This window comes from Spirillospora sp. CA-108201, assembly GCF_050936235.1.
Classification (GTDB): Bacteria; Actinomycetota; Actinomycetes; order Streptosporangiales; family Streptosporangiaceae; genus Spirillospora.
Map to the genome: position 1 here is coordinate 9,528,829 of NZ_JBNJNE010000001.1, position 13,806 is coordinate 9,542,634.

Here is a 13,806-nt window from a genome sequence, read left to right on the forward strand (position 1 = left end):
GCGTGGAAACCGTGCGATGCGCGGTGTCGCGCCCGACGACTAGGACGTTCCCGTCCATGCGCAGAATCCCCCCAAGACGCGGCGCCGCGTGCGCCGTGGCCCTGTCCCTGGCGTTCACCGCCGTCGCCGCACCGCCCGCCCGCGCCGACACCTCCGGGCTGCGGGCCACCGGGCTGCGGACCGGCGCGCTCGACGCCCCCATCGGCATCGACGACGTCGCGCCCACGCTGAGCTGGCGCCTGTCGGCCGCCCGGCGCGACTCCGCGCAGACCGCGTACCAGGTGGTCGCGGCAACGTCCCGCGGCAACCTCGGCAGCGCCGACCTCTGGGACTCCGGCAAGGTGCCCTCGGCCGCCGCGAACGCCGTCTACCGGGGCGCGGCGCTCGCCTCCCGCCGCCAGGTGTGGTGGCGGGTCCGGGTCTGGGACGGCTCCGGGCGCCCGTCCGGCTGGAGCGACCCGGCCCGGTTCGAGACGGGCCTGCTCGCCAAGGACGACTGGTCCGCCAAGTGGATCGGCGACGAGCGCTGGCTGAACCGGGCGCCGACCCCCGCCGCCGTCGCGCTGCCCGCCGGGACCAGGGCCCGCTATCTGCGGCTGGACGTGACGAAGCTGGGCCTGCCGGTCAAGGAGGGCGGTTCGCTGCTGTCCAGGCTCCAGCTCGCCGAGATCGAGGCCCTTGACCCGTCCGGCGCGAACGTGGCGAAGGGAGCGAAGGTCACCGCCTCCGAGGTCCGCGAGTACCCCGGCAAGTGGATGCCCGAGTTCGTCACCGACGGAGCGCTCAGCACGCAGCAGGCGCCGTTCGGATACACGAGCCCGGCCTACGGCTCGCAGGACCCCGGCCACCACATCTGGCTCCAGCTCGACCTCGGGGCGGTCAAGGACCTCGCGTCGGTCAAGCTGTACCCGCGCACGGACCTGATGACGAGCGACGGCAGGACGCCCAACTTCCCCGTCGACTACACGGTGCAGACCTCCGACTCGGAGGACGGCCCGTTCGCCGCCGCCAAGACCGTCACCGGCCAGGAGCCGCCGCCCGCCTACCAGACGGACCTGCCCCGGCTTCCCCTGCTCGCCCGGCAGTTCTCGCTGAAGGACAAGGTGCGGTCGGCGCGGCTCTACATCACCGCGCTCGGCATCTACGACGCGACCGTCAACGGCCGCCCGGTCAGTGAGGCCGTCCTCGAACCGCCGAACACCGACTACCGCAAGCGCGCCGAATACGCCGCCTACGACGTGACCGGGCTGCTGAGGCGCGGCGGCAACGCGATCGGCGTCCGGCTCGGCAACGGCGCCTACAACGTCACCTCCACCAGCGACCGCTACACCAAGTACGTCGGGGCGCAGGGCGCGCCGAAGCTGCTCGCCCAGCTGGAGGTCACGCTCGCGGACGGGACCACCGCCCGGGTCGCCACCGACTCGTCCTGGCGCACCGACCTCGGCCCGACCACGTTCACCCACTGGTACGGCGGTGAGGACGAGGACGCCCGCCTCGCGCGCGAGGGCTGGGACACGCCGTCGGCGGACCTGGCGTCCTGGCGCCCGGCCGCCGAGGCACCCGACCCCGGCATCGCGCTCACAGCGCGCATGTCGCCCGCGATCGTGCCCGTCGGCCGCCGCGCGACCGTGAAGGTCACGCAGCCGAAGAAGGGCACCTACGTCTTCGACCTCGGCGAGAACATCGCGGGCTGGCCGCAGATCCGGGTCCGCGGCCCCCGCGGGACGGAACTGGCGCTCAAACCGGGGGAGCGGCTCGGCGCGGACGGCCTCGTCGAGCAGGGCACGATGATCGCCGGCGGCGCGCAGCGCCCCCCGACCGAGGACCACTACACCCTCGCCGGGAAGGGCACGGAGACCTGGCACCCCCGCTTCGTCTACCACGGCTTCCGCTACCTCCAGGTGACGGGCCTGCCCTCCGCGCCGGACGCGGACGCCGCGTCGGCCGTCGTGCTGCGCGCGGGCAACGCCTCCGCCGGATCGTTCGAGAGCTCCGACCTGCTGCTGAACGGCATCCACACGATCATCGACCGGTCGATCCAGGGCAACATGTTCAGCATCCTGACCGACTGCCCCGACCGGGAGAAGCTCGGCTGGCTGGAGGAGACCCAGCTCGTCCAGGGGTCGGTCACCCGCAACTACGACGTCGCGGCCTACTACCCGGCGCTGCTGCGCAACATGGCCGAGGCGCAGACCTCCGACGGGCTCGTGCCCGACATCGCGCCCGAGTACGTCCAGTTCTCCGGCGGCGTCCGCGACGACCCCAACTGGGGCAGCGCCATCATCCTGGCCGCCTGGCAGCACTACCGCACCTACGGTGACACCCGCCCGCTGCGCGACTTCTACCCGAACATGCAGCGCTACCTGGACTACCTGACCTCCAAGGCGAAGGGGAACCTGCTCGACTACGGCCTCGGCGACTGGGCCGCCGTCGACAAGACCACGCCGCGCGGGATCGCCGCCACCTACGGCTACCAGCGCAGCGCCGCCGCGCTCGCCTCCATCGCCGGGCTGCTCGGCAAGGACGACGACGCCGCCCGCTACCGCGAGCTCGCCGCCGGCATCGCCGGCGCCTTCAACGCCGAGTACCTGGACGAGGCCGGGCACACCTACGGCTCGGGAAGCCAGGCCGGGGACGCGTTCGCGCTCGACCTCGGCATCGTCCCCGCGGCGCAGCGGCAGGCCGTCCTCGACCACCTCGTCGCCTCGGTCAAGAGCAAGGGGTACCACCTCACGGTCGGTGAGATCGCCCTGCCCGCGCTGTTCCGGGTGCTGTCGGCGGCCGGGCGCGACGACGTCATCCTCACCGTCGCGCAGCAGGTCACCGACCCCAGCTACGGCTACCAGGTCGTGCACGGCGCGACCGCGCTCACCGAGTACTGGGACGGCCCGACCGGCTACGGCTCCCAGAACCACTTCATGCTCGGCGCGATCGACGAGTGGTTCGGCGCGGGCCTCGCCGGGATCGGCCAGGCCGGCGACTCGGTCGCCTTCGGCAAGCTCGTGATCCGGCCCGCCGTCGTCGGTGATCTGACCCGCGCGTCCTCCTCCTACCGCACGCCGCGCGGCACGGTCTCCAGCGCGTGGCGCCGATCCGGGAACGACCTGCGGCTCGACGTGACCGTCCCGCCGGGCGCCCCCGCGCGCGTGGAGGTGCCGCTGCTCGGCGCGTCCGGCGCCACGGCCCCGGCCGGCGCCGAGCCGCTCGGCGTCCAGGACGGGCGGGCCGTGTACGAGGTCGGATCCGGGGCCTGGACGTTCACCGTCCGCACCCCCGGCTCCGTGCGGCAGGACCCGGCGCAGCTCGCCGTCGAGCCGCCGTTCGGCGCCGACATCCCCCTCGTCGAGGGAGAGTCCGCGAAGACCCGGTTCCGCGTCACCAACCTGGAGCGCCGCGCCGTCACCGTCCCGGTGAAGGCCGCCGCGTCGGACGGCTTCACCGCCGCCGCCCCGGGACGGGTCACGATCCCCGCGGGCGGCTCCACCGAGGTCCCGGTCACGATCGGGCGCACCGGCGCCGCGACGGACGGCGCCGTCACCCTCACCGTCGACGACGAGAGCGTGCGGGCGCCGGTGCGCGTGACCGGCGATCTCGTGCGCGTCGCCGAGATGTCGGCCTCCAGCACCCACAGCGGCTCGTCGCCCGCGTGGACCAACGACGGGGGCACCGACTCCGGCGTCTGGCTCAACGGCGTCGGCGGCTGGAACGACGACACCGCCGGGGACTTCCCCGACACCCTCACCGCCACCTGGGACGAGCCGCGCCGCGTCGGCCGCGTGAAGGTCTTCACGCTCGACGACCCGGCGCACCCGGCCGCCAAGACCGGCATCCGCGACTACGACGTCCAGGCCCGGGTCGACGGGACGTGGACCACGGTCGCGACCGTCACCGGCAGCACCGCCGGGACGGTCGAGAAGACCTTCGCGCCCGTCCAGGCGTCGGCGCTCCGACTCCTCGTCCACGACTCCAACGACCACAACTACAGCCGCGTCATCGAGCTGGAGGGCTACTCCTCATGACTCATTCCAAGGCCCGGCTCCTCGCGGCGCCGGCGGCCGCGCTCCTGGCCCTGTCCGGGCTCGCGGTCGCCGGGGCGGCGGAGGCCGCCCCGGCGTCCGGGCCGGACGTCCCGGCCCTGACCGCCGGAACCTTCGCCGACCCCCCGGCGTCCGTTCGGCCCAAGTACCGCTGGTGGCAGCCGCTCGCCCACACCGACGACAAGGAACTCGCGGCGGAGCTCGAACAGATCAGGAAGGCGGGCGGCGGGGGAGCCGAGGTCGCGCCGTTCAGCGTCGAGGGCACCGGGAACAACTCCCCGGAGTTCCTCAAGACCTACGGCTGGGGCACCCCGCTGTGGGCCCAGAAGACCCGGACGATGCTCGCCGCGGCCAAGGCCAACGGGCTCGGCCTGGACTTCACCATCGGCCCGCGCTGGCCCGCGACCGTTCCCACCGTGAACGACGTCAACGATCCGAGCGCGCAGCAGCAGGTCGTCTTCTCCCACGAGTTCCACAAGGGCGGCACCAGCAGGTCGGGCGCGCTTCCGGCCAACTTCAACGTCGCGCCGCCCGCCGGCGCCGAGAAGACGCTCATCGCCGCGCTCGTCGCGAAGTGCTCCGACGCGGACTGCGCCGCCTCCGGCGGGCCGCGGATGCTGGAACGCTCCGACGTCACCGACGTCACCGCGAAGGTGGACGAGCGGGGCGGCCTCACGGTCGACTTCCCCGGCGACGACGCGAGCACCTACGCGCTGATCGCCTTCTACCAGACGCCCAGCGGGCAGTCCCTGTCCGGCTACACCGCGACCGGCACCAACTACGCGCTCGACCCGTTCAGCGAGGCCGGGGCGAAGGCGACCACGGACTTCTACGACGAGCACATCCTCACCCCCGACGTGCGCAAGCTGCTCGCCCAGATGGGCGAGTCCGACCTGTTCGAGGACTCGCTCGAACTGGGCACCACCCAGAAGTGGACGTCCGAACTCGTCGACCAGTGGACGAAGCGGCGCGGCTACTCCCCGGTCGAGGTGCTCCCCGCCCTGGCCGGCGCCGGCGACCAGGGCATCACCGACCGGCCGTTCTTCGACTTCGGCGGCGGCGTCGGCGCCCGGGTGCGCACCGACTACCGGCAGACCCTCAGCGACCTCTACATCCGCAACCGGCTCGACGTGCTGCGCGAGTGGGCCCACAAGCACCACATCAGCACCCGCATCCAGCCCTACGGCATCCCGGTGGACGTCGCGGAGGCCGCCTCCCACGTCGACGTTCCCGAGGGAGAGTCCCTGGCGTTCGGGCAGTCGGTCGGGGCCTACAGCAACGTGCAGGACTACCGGGTCGTCGCCACGGGCGCGCACGTGTCCGGCCGGGCGGTGGTGTCCGACGAGTGCTGCGCCTTCTCCGCCTCGGTGTGGGGCTCGACGGCCGGCGCCGGATCGGACGCCTCGAACCTCCAGGCGGTCTACCGGGGTCTCGCCGGCGGCGTGAACCAGGTCGTCTGGCACGGCTTCCCGTACCTGAGCAGGGGACCCGCGGGCGCCGGACCGCAGTCGGCCTGGCCCGGCATGACCTACGGCGGCAACACCTCCTACTCGGAGGCGTTCGGCGACAAGGGCGGCCCGAACTGGGCCGACTACCGTGCGGTCAACGACAACCTGGCCCGGATGCAGCTCGTGCTGCGGCAGGGCAAGCCCCGCTTCGACCTGGCCGTGTACTGGCAGGACTTCGGCATGAACGGCACCGGCACCACCGGGAGCGGGGCGAACAAGCTGATCCAGAGCTCCTCGGCGCTGGCGTCGGCCGGCTACACCTACGAGTACCTCAGCCCGGCGCTGCTCCGCCGCAAGGACGCCTCCTTCTCCGGCGGCGCCCTGTTCGGCGACCGCTCCGCCTACCACGCGGTGCTGCTGAACGACCAGAAGACGATGCCGGTCGACGCCGCGGAGAAGCTGCTGCGGCTGGCGCGGCAGGGGCTGCCGGTCGTCATCGTCGGGGACGTGCCGAGCGCGGTGCCCGGCAACGGCGACACCGCGCGGCAGGACGCGCGGCTGAAGTCGGTCGTCTCCGAACTCGTCCGGCAGCGCGGCGTGGTGCGGGTGGCGAACGAGGCGGACGCGCCGGACGCGCTGCGGCGCCTGCGCGTCACGCCGGCCGCCGCGCCGCACGACGGCTCGGGCGCGATCCTCGACGTGCGCCGCCAGGCGGGCTCCACCGACTACTACTACCTGTACAACCAGACGAACACGACGACCGCGCAGAAGGTCACCCTGACCGGCGACGGCGTCCCCTACCGGCTGGACACCTGGACCGGGAAGATCACTCCGATCGACGACTACACGTCGGGCCACGGGACCGTCACCGTCCCGGTCCGGCTGGCCGCGAACGACGCCGCGGTCATCGCGGTCACGCCGCGGCACGACTCCACCTTCACCGGCCGCCCGCACGGCGCCCGCCCGGCGGGCGGGCAGCGCGCGGCGGCCGTCCCGCAGCCGGTGAGGCTCGACGAGTGGTCGCTGTCGGTCGACGCGTGGGGCCCCGGGCCCTCCGGCAGGCCCGGCGACACCGCGCACAGGGCGCTCGGCCCGGTCACGGTGAAGGCCGGGGCGGGCGGCGCGCTGCCCGCCTGGTCGGCGATCACCAAGGCCGGCGGGTACCCCGTGGACCTCGCGGACGTCTCGGGCGTGGGCACCTACACCGCGCACGTCACCCTGGACGACGGCTGGAAGGGCGTCGACGGGGCCGAACTCGACCTCGGGACACCGGTGGACACCGTCCGCGTGAACGTCAACGGGCACGACCTGCCCCCGCTGAACCAGGCCGACCTGCGGCGCGTCCAGGTGGGCCGGTACCTGCGGCCCGGCGACAACACGATCACCGTGCGGGTCGCCTCCACGCTGCTCAACGCGGTCCGCGCCGCGCCAGGCACCGGGGCCTCGTCGCGGGCGCCGATGGACTACGGGCTGTTCGGCCCGCTCACCCTCACCCCGTCCGGCGGCGACCGGCCGGTGCTGACCGTCGAGGCCCTCGAACGGGAGCTGCCGCTGGCGGACGGCGGCTACAACCGCGCGACGGTGCTGGTCACCAACGCCTCCGGCCGCGCGGCGAACGTGACGGTCGCGGCGTCCGCCGCCGACGGGATCGGCGCCGAGCCGGAGCGGGGCCGCGTCACGGTGCCCGCCGGAGGATCGGTGACGGTGCCCGTCGGGCTCCGCGACAAGGGCGTCGCGTCCGGCGCGACCACCCTGAAGGTGACCGCGCGCAGCGACGCCGGGCCGTCCGCCGCCGCGGAGGTGACCCTGCGGCACTCCGGCGACCTCGCCCTCAACCCGGGCGGCACGCCGTTCCCGCGGGTGGTCGCCGACGCCGGCCAGGACCGGTACCCGGCCAAGCTGGCCGTGGACGGCTCGCCGAGCACGTTCTGGGTGTCGTGGGGCCGCGCCGCCGGCCAGGGGCCGACGCCCGCCGACCCGGTGCGCTACGGGGTCGACTTCGGCGCTCCCGTCGAGTTCGGCTCGGTCGTCGTGGGCGGGCGCTCCAACTACGGGCCGCGCGACTACGGCGTCCAGGTCTCCTCGGACGGCCGGACCTGGCGCACCGTGGCCACCGCCGCGGACACGCCCAAGGAGGGCGGGACGACGTCCTTCGCCAAGGTCAGCGCCCGCTACGTGCGCCTCGACATCACCAGGAGCTGGGACGGCGTAGGCGCCAACGTCCAGATGAGCGGGTTCTCCGTACGGCCATAGGCCGGAGGGGCCGGGGCGGACGACGCCCAGGGCGGGCGCTGCCCGCCCCGGCCCCTCCGGCGGGTCCTGGAAGCCGCAGTAACGAACTGGAGGTCGCTTCACATGATTCGCCGTGACATGACCCGTTCTTCCGAGCGCCGTACGGTCCTCGTCGCCGCGGCCACCGTGGCGGCGACGGTCGTCGCCGGACTGCCGGGGACGGCGCAGGCCGCGTTGGAGGCCGGGCACGCCCCGCGGTCCCCGGCCGGGCTGACCGTGGGAGACCAGGCCCGCCCGTTGAGCGTGGAGGGGGCGCCGCTGTTCGGCTGGACGCCCCGCGACCGCGACCCGGGCGAGGTGCAGACCGCCTACGAGATCGTCGTGCGGGAGCCGTCCGGCAGGACGCTCTGGGACAGCGGGCGGGTCCGGTCGGGGAGCCAGGAGTACGTGCGGTACGCCGGGCCGTCGCTCGCGCCGGAGACGTCCTACACGTGGACGGTCCGGACCTGGGACGGCTCCGGAAAGCGCTCTCCGTGGGCGCGGCCCGCCGCGTTCGACACCGGGCTCTCCGACCGGGACTGGCAGGCCACCTGGATCCGGCGCACCACCGCGGAGGCCGACGACTACACGCTCGCCCGCAAGGACTTCACGGTCGGGGGGTCGAAGGTCGTGCGGGCCCGCGTGCACGTCGCGGCCGGTCAGCAGTACGCGCTGCACCTGAACGGCGAGACCGTCGACCGCGGCCCCGCCTTCGAGTACGCCGACGACGGCTTCTACAAGACCGTCGACGTCACCTCGAAGGTGAAGGCCGGGCAGGCCGCCACGATCGGCGCGCTCTACCACTGGTACGGGTCGGGGCAGGGACGCCCGAAGGGCGAGCCGGGCCTGCTCGTCCGTCTGGTCGTCGACCATGCCGACGGGACGCGGCAGGTCGTCGTCACCGACGGGACGTGGAAGGTGACGCGCGCCCCCTGGAAGAAGGCGCCGAAGCGCAACGGGGACGCCGGCGACTACGTCGAGGACATCGACGGCACCGCCGACCCGCTCGGCTGGGACGCGCCGGGGCACGACGCGTCCGCCTGGCAGGACCCCCAGGTCGTCGGGGTCCATCCGACGTCCGGGTTCAAGCACCTGCACGGCCAGGAGACCGCGCTCACGTACGGGGCCGTCCGGCCGGTGAAGGTCACGCGGCTGGACTCGGGCGCGCTGGTCGCCGACTTCGGGAAGGTCGTCCCGGCCGTGCCGGTGGTGCGGTTCCGGAACGGCGTCGCCGGCCGCCACGTCGGCATGCACGCCTCCTACGCCCTCAACGAGGACGGAACGGTCTCCCGCTCCAAGGACGACAACCAGGACACCGATCTCAGCTACGGCTACACCCAGCGCGACGGCGACCAGACCTTCCGGCCCCTCACCTACGTCGGCTTCCGCTACCTGGAGATCGCGCCGGACTCCGGGGCCGACGCCGACGGCGTATCCGCCGTCCTCCAGCACGACGAGGTGACCCGCCGCGGCGGCCTCCGCACGTCCGACGCGGGGGTGAACGCGGCCTACGACCTCATGGCGCGGTCGGCGCTGTACGGGTCGCAGTCCCAGTTCCTCGACACGCCGACCCGGGAGAAGGGGCAGTTCCTCGGCGACTCGGTCGACACCTCGATCGCCATGATGGGCGCCTACGGGGAGCGGCGGCTGACCCGGCAGGCGATCCGCGAGTTCATCGCGTCGCAGGCGCGGTACTGGCCGGACGGGCGTCTCAATGCCGTCTACCCCAACGGCGACGGCAAGCGCGACATCCCCGACTACACCGAGATGTTCCCCGGCTGGATCTGGGACTACTACGAGCAGTCCGGCGACGCGTCCACCCTGGCGGAGGCGTATCCCGTGATGAGCGCGGTCGCCGGATACGTCCGCCGCTACATCGCGGAGGGGACGGGCCTGGTCACCGACCTCGAAGGGGGCTCCGGGCAGTACAGGTACGGCATCATCGACTGGCCCGCGACCATGCGCTACGGCCACGACATGGACACCGCCGCCCGCACGGTCGTCAACGTGCTCGGCGTGGACGTCCTGAACGCCACCGCCCGCGCCGCCGACGCGCTCGGCAAGACCGGTGACGCGGCGGCCCTGCGCGAGGACGCCGGGACGCTCACCGGCAACATCAACTCCAGGCTCCGCCGCCCGGACGGCGTCTACGTCGACGGCCTGAAGAGCGACGGCGCCCAGAGCGCGCACGCTTCCCAGATCGCCAACGCCTACGCGCTCGCCTACGGCGTCGCCCCCGCCGAAGGCCGCGGCGAGGTCGAGGCGTACGTCGCCGGGCTCGGCATGCAGATGGGGCCGATGACCGCGCACCGGCTCCTGGAGGCGCTCGGCGGCCGCCCCGCGGACGTCGTCACCCGCCTCACCGACACGAAGGGCCCGGGCTGGGGCGACATCCTCGCGCGCGGCGGCACGTTCACCTGGGAGTCCTGGGACGCCCCCGAGACAGGCCAGAGCTTCTCCCACCCGTGGGGCGCGACGTCGCTGGTCGAGGTGCAGCGGACCCTCCTCGGCGTCTCCGTGACCGCCCCGGCCTCGTCCGCCGTCCGGATCAGGCCGCCGCTGACCGGGCTGGACCGCGCGTCCGGCGCCGTCCCGCTGCAGCGCGGTGACGTCGGCGTCGCGTGGAAGCGGGCCGGCCACGGCTTCTCGCTCGACGTCGACGTCCCCGTCAACGTGCGCGCCGAGATCCACGTCCCCGCGCGTTCGGCCGGCGACGTGCGCGTCTCCGGACCGGGCGGCGCCCGCTTCACCGGCATGGGGGACGGCTACGCCGTCTTCGAAGCCGGCTCCGGCCACCTCACCTTCCGTTCCGACCGCCCCTGAGGAGCACGGCGATGACCGAGAGATCGAGCGGGATGAGCCGGCGGGGCTTCCTCGGGGCGTCGGCGGCGGGGGTGGCGGGCACGGTCGTGCTCGGCCCCGCCGGGGGCACCGCGTCGGCGGCCCCGGTGGCCCCGGCGGCCCGGACGCCGTCCGGGCTGCTGACCTCCCTGATGCCGGACGGGCTCGGCGTCACGGCCCGGCCGAGGCTGAGCTGGCAGGTCGCCGACCTCGGCCCGGGGACGAGGCAGACGCACTATCAGGTGCAGTTCGCCGCCACCCCGGCCCGCCTGGAGCACGGCCCGCGCACGTGGGACAGCGGGAAGGCCGCGTCCGCGGCGTCGGTCGCCGTGCCGTACGGCGGCCCGGCGCTGTCGCCGCGAACGGCGTACTGGTGGCGGGTCCGGACGTTCGACGGCCCCGGGCGTCCCGCTGGTCGGAGCCCGCCCTGGTGGCCACGGGCGTCGGCGCGTGGTCCGCCGAGCCGATCTGGGCGAAGGCCGCGCGGGCGCCCGGCGACGGCGTCCTCCGGGTCCGCGTGCAGATCACCTCGGTCGCGGCGAGCCTCTGGTTCCGGGCGTCCGGGACGAGCGCCAACTACCTGTGGCAGCTGCGCGCCGGATCTCCGGGCGTCCTGAAGAAGCACGTCTGCGTGAACGGCGCCTATCAGGTGCTGGAGGAGAAGCGGCTGCCGATCCCCGTCGAGACGGGACGCTGGTACGACGTGGCGGTCGAGATGGCGGGCTCCACCTTCCGGACGTCGATCGACGGCGCCGAGGTCGACACCGCGACCGACGCCACGTACCGGACGGGCACGGTCGGGATGCGCAACGGCTCCACCGAGGCCAACGTGTGGGACCGCGTCACCTTCACCGGACCGGACGGCGAAGCGGTCATCGACGAGGACTTCGCCGAGGGCCGCGGCACCTTCGGCGCCGGCACGGTCGCGGGCGGCGCCCTGACCCTCGCCAGGTGGCAGTCGACCCTGTCCTCGGCCGGATCGCCCGACGACGACTGGGCGCTGCTGCGCACCGAGTTCGTCCCGGAACGCAAGCCGATCGCGGCCGCCGTGCTCCATGTCGCCGCCCAGTCGCCCGCGGGCATCCGCCAGTACCCGGCCAAGATCTGGGTGAACGGCGAGGTGGCGGGCTTCGCCTCCATGCGGGGCGGGGCGGGGGCGCCGAAGTACCACTCCTTCGACGTGACGGGCGCGCTGGAGCCGGGCCGGCGCAACGCGCTCGCCGCCCTGGCGTACACCACCGAGGACAAGCGCTTCCTCGCCGAGATCGTCGTCACCTACGCCGACGGGACGTCCACCACCGTCCGGAGCGGCCCGGCGTGGAAGGCGCGCCGCCAGGCCGGGCTGCTGCGCGACGGCGGGACGATCGGCTCCGGCTTCTACACGGGCCCCCAGGAGTACTGGGACATGCGGCAGGAGCCGGCCGGCTGGACGCGCCCCGGCTTCGACGACTCCGGCTGGGAACCGGCGGTGGCGAAAGCGGCCGTCGCCGGGCTGGAGCCCGCGCTCGTCGAACCGGTCGGGCTGCACGACGCCGAGCCCGCGTCGGTGCGGAAGGTGTCGTCCGGCACCTGGCTCGTCGACCTCGGACGGGAGATCGCGGGCGGTCTGCGCCTGTCCGTGCGCGGCGAGGCCGGGCAGACCGTCGAGGTCCGACTCGGCGAGGAGCTGAACGGCGACGGGACCGTCAGGCACGCGCTGCGCGCCGGCGTCACCTACCGGGAGGTCTGGACGCTCCGCGACGGACTCCAGACCATCGAGCACTGGGGCTACCGAGGGTTCCGCTACGCGCAGCTCATCTGCGACGACGCCCTCGACCTGTCGGGGGCCGTCACCGGACGCGCCTGGCGGGCCGCCTGGCGCGACTCCGACGCCTCGTTCTCCAGTTCCAGCCCCGACCTCGACCGCGTGTACGAGCTGTGCCGGTACTCGATCGAGGCGACGCGCGGCGACCTCTACACCGACACGCCGACGCGCGAACGCGGCCCCTACGAGGGCGACGCGCTCGTCAACCAGGCGTCCGAGTACGCGGTGCAGCGCTCGTTCGCGCTGGCCCGCGCATCCGACGCCTACCTCGCCCGCAACCCCACGTGGCCGACCGAGTACCGGCTGATGAACGTCATGTCGGCCTGGCAGGACTACCTGCACACCGGCGACCCGGACCAGCTCGCCGCGGACTACGGCGTCCTCGCGGGCAAGCACCTGACGGCGCACCTCGGCGACGACGGGCTCGTCCGCAAGGACCCCGCCAAGCCCACCCAGGACCTGGTCGACTGGCCCGCGTCCAATCGGGACGGGTACGTGTTCACCGAGGTCAACACGGTCGTGAACGCCTGCCAGTACGCCGCGTTCAGCGCGATGGCCGACATCGCGGACGCCCTCGGCAGGACCGCCGACGCGAAGAGCTGGCGGGGGCGCGCCGACACGCTGGCCGAGGCGATGCGGGAGAAGCTCCTCGACGCGTCCGGCGGTCGCTTCTTCGACGGGGCGGGGACCGCCCACAGCGCGCAGCACGCCACCGTGTACCCGGTCGCGCTCGGAGTGGCGGGGCCCGGCACGGTCCCCGACGCGGTCGTCCGCGCCTTGGGGAAGACGCTCGCGGACGGCGGCATGAAGGTCAGCGTCTACGGCGCGCAGTTCCTCCTGGACGCCCTGTTCGCCACCGGCCAGGCCAAGGCCGCGATCGGGCTGATGACGGCCGCCGGCATGAGTTCCTGGCTGCACATGATGGACGACCTCGGCGCGACCGTCGTCGCGGAGGCGTGGGACCCGTCCCTCAAGCCCAACATGACGTTCTCGCACGCCTGGGGTTCGGCGCCCGCGAACGTCATCCCGCGCCACGTCCTCGGCGTGCGGATCACCGCACCGGGCGCCGCCGGGATCGAGATCCGGCCGCGCCCCGGCGACCTGACCCGGATCTCCGGACGGGTCCCGACGATCCGCGGCCCGGTCTCCGTCGCGCTCGACCGCGGCGAGCGGTACCGCCTGGACGTGGACGTGCCGCCCGGCGCGTCCGCCCGCGTGGTCGTCGAGCTCGGCGACGACGACCCGCGCGCGTTCCACGTCACCGGACCCCATGCCCGCGCGCCCCGCGCCACGGGCGGGGACGCCACCGGCCGGCTCCTGTTCGTCGGCCCGGTCGGCTCCGGCCGCACCACGGTGATCAGGAGCAGGCCGTGAACGAGGCCCCCCGCTCCACCCACCCCCCTGA

The 13,806-nt window shown here is 73.9% G+C and carries 5 protein-coding genes and 1 pseudogene; 5 read left to right on the top strand and 1 reads right to left on the bottom strand.

Features of this window, described 5'->3' with window-relative positions:
* Positions 1 to 56 precede the first annotated feature (56 nt).
* From ACQEU6_RS45390 to ACQEU6_RS45400, 3 genes are all read left to right on the top strand, one after another.
* On the top strand, positions 57 to 4,019 hold the full coding sequence (locus ACQEU6_RS45390; RefSeq protein WP_499339996.1) for a family 78 glycoside hydrolase catalytic domain: 3,963 nt from the start codon (positions 57 to 59) through the stop codon (positions 4,017 to 4,019).
* On the top strand, positions 4,016 to 7,738 hold the full coding sequence (locus ACQEU6_RS45395) for a glycosyl hydrolase (RefSeq protein ID WP_499339997.1): 3,723 nt from the start codon (positions 4,016 to 4,018) through the stop codon (positions 7,736 to 7,738). Before ACQEU6_RS45390 ends, ACQEU6_RS45395 begins: the two co-directional genes overlap by 4 nt.
* 117 nt (positions 7,739 to 7,855) lie before the next feature.
* A complete protein-coding gene (locus ACQEU6_RS45400; RefSeq protein ID WP_499339998.1) occupies positions 7,856 to 10,579 on the top strand; it encodes a family 78 glycoside hydrolase catalytic domain in 2,724 nt (907 codons plus the stop codon).
* Here the strand turns inward: ACQEU6_RS45400 and ACQEU6_RS45405 are convergent.
* Positions 10,554 to 10,772 carry a hypothetical protein gene (locus tag ACQEU6_RS45405; RefSeq protein ID WP_499340626.1) on the bottom strand — a complete coding sequence of 73 codons (219 nt, stop codon included), beginning with the start codon at positions 10,770 to 10,772 and terminating at the stop codon, positions 10,554 to 10,556. The two genes, ACQEU6_RS45400 and ACQEU6_RS45405, sit on opposite strands and share 26 nt — an antisense overlap.
* On the opposite strand from ACQEU6_RS45405, the pseudogene ACQEU6_RS45410 reads away from it, so the two are divergent.
* Both ACQEU6_RS45410 and ACQEU6_RS45415 read left to right on the top strand, forming a co-directional pair.
* Positions 10,750 to 10,971: pseudogene (locus ACQEU6_RS45410) on the top strand (glycoside hydrolase family 78 protein); the annotation flags it as partial. The gene ACQEU6_RS45405 and the pseudogene ACQEU6_RS45410 overlap by 23 nt on opposite strands.
* Positions 10,972 to 11,027: 56 nt before the next feature.
* The gene (locus ACQEU6_RS45415) at positions 11,028 to 13,775 is read left to right on the top strand and encodes a family 78 glycoside hydrolase catalytic domain (protein ID WP_499339999.1); all 2,748 of its coding nucleotides are present in this window, start codon (positions 11,028 to 11,030) and stop codon (positions 13,773 to 13,775) included.
* Positions 13,776 to 13,806 lie beyond the last annotated feature (31 nt).

Coding starts and splice junctions, on each gene's coding strand:
- ACQEU6_RS45400 (WP_499339998.1), top strand. CDS start 7,856: ATGACCCGTTCTTCCGAGCGCCGTACGGTCCTCGTCGCCGCGGCCACC.
- ACQEU6_RS45390 (WP_499339996.1), top strand. CDS start 57: ATGCGCAGAATCCCCCCAAGACGCGGCGCCGCGTGCGCCGTGGCCCTG.
- ACQEU6_RS45395 (WP_499339997.1), top strand. CDS start 4,016: ATGACTCATTCCAAGGCCCGGCTCCTCGCGGCGCCGGCGGCCGCGCTC.